Here is a 579-nt window from a genome sequence, read left to right as displayed (position 1 = left end):
CCCCCACCCTGAACACCGGCACCACGAACCCCCCGCCCTCCCGGAACGTCACCTCCAGCGCCAGCCCGATCCGCAGCTCCCCCGGGCCGCTGTCCACCACCTCCGTCATCATCCGTGGGCCCTCCTCCAGGTCGGCGACCGCGGCCACGTACGGGACCCGCTCGCCGAACGGCGGCAGGTCGTTTCTGTGCACCACCGACCAGGTGTAGAGCGTGGCCCGGCCGCTCGCCCGCTCCCAGGTGACGTCCTCGCTCCAGCACCGCGGGCAGAACTCGCGCGGATAGTGATGCGCCGCGCCGCACGCCCCGCAGCGACGGATCAGCAGCCGCCGCTCGGCCGCCGCATCCCAGTAGGGGCGGGTGAAGGCATCGGGCTCCGGAAGGTCGAAGCGGGCGGAGGCGGAAGAGGAGGAAGAGGAGGAGGACGGGTCCTTGTTCATCAGTAGCTCGCCCTTCTTGTTCGATGATCCCAACTGACGGACCGTCAGTTCAGCGCACCGGCCCCGCCTGGCACAAGAGCGCCCACCCCTGCCCCAGCCCGCCCCTGCACCCACCCCCGCACCACCCCCGCCCCGCCCCC

Annotated in this window: 1 protein-coding gene; it reads right to left on the bottom strand. The window is 72.4% G+C overall.

Annotated features, from left to right (window positions below):
- Positions 1–439: Zn-ribbon domain-containing OB-fold protein (locus IG54_RS0137315; protein WP_037898482.1), on the bottom strand; the 439-nt coding region annotated here is incomplete at its 3' end.
- Positions 440–579 lie beyond the last annotated feature (140 nt).

This window comes from Streptomyces sp. NRRL S-920 (genome assembly GCF_000717945.1).
Taxonomy (GTDB): Bacteria; Actinomycetota; Actinomycetes; order Streptomycetales; family Streptomycetaceae; genus Streptomyces; species Streptomyces alboniger.
This window is presented reverse-complemented; position numbering and strand designations above follow the sequence as displayed.